This is a genomic window from Zoogloea sp. LCSB751 (genome assembly GCF_002028455.1).
In the GTDB taxonomy this organism is placed as follows: domain Bacteria; phylum Pseudomonadota; class Gammaproteobacteria; order Burkholderiales; family Rhodocyclaceae; genus Zoogloea.
Genome location: NZ_MWUM01000531.1, coordinates 1 through 242, shown reverse-complemented (window position 1 = coordinate 242; position 242 = coordinate 1). Strand labels below are relative to the sequence as shown.

At 52.1% G+C, this 242-nt stretch carries 1 protein-coding gene; it reads right to left on the bottom strand.

The window, feature by feature from the left end; all coding sequences use genetic code 11:
- On the bottom strand, positions 1 to 242 hold a 242-nt coding region (locus B4920_RS27610; protein WP_305847142.1), incomplete at both ends, for a phage protease.

The window sequence follows — 242 nt, the reverse complement described above, 5'->3', positions numbered from 1 at the left end:
CACGGTTTCTAACCACTCACGGTCAGATTTGCCGTAGATCTTGGCCTTTTCTTTTTCCAGCAACTCGGCTACCGCATTGGTACCCGCTTGCTTACTGAGTGCGGCCACCTGCACTTGCAGCTCATTAAAGGCCGCAACAGGCACAAACTCAGATATATCGATGCCAGTAGATTTGGCTTTGAGCGCTGCAATTTCTGTTGCTGCGGCCGTGGCCGAATCGGTGTTCGCCTTAATAGCGGCAA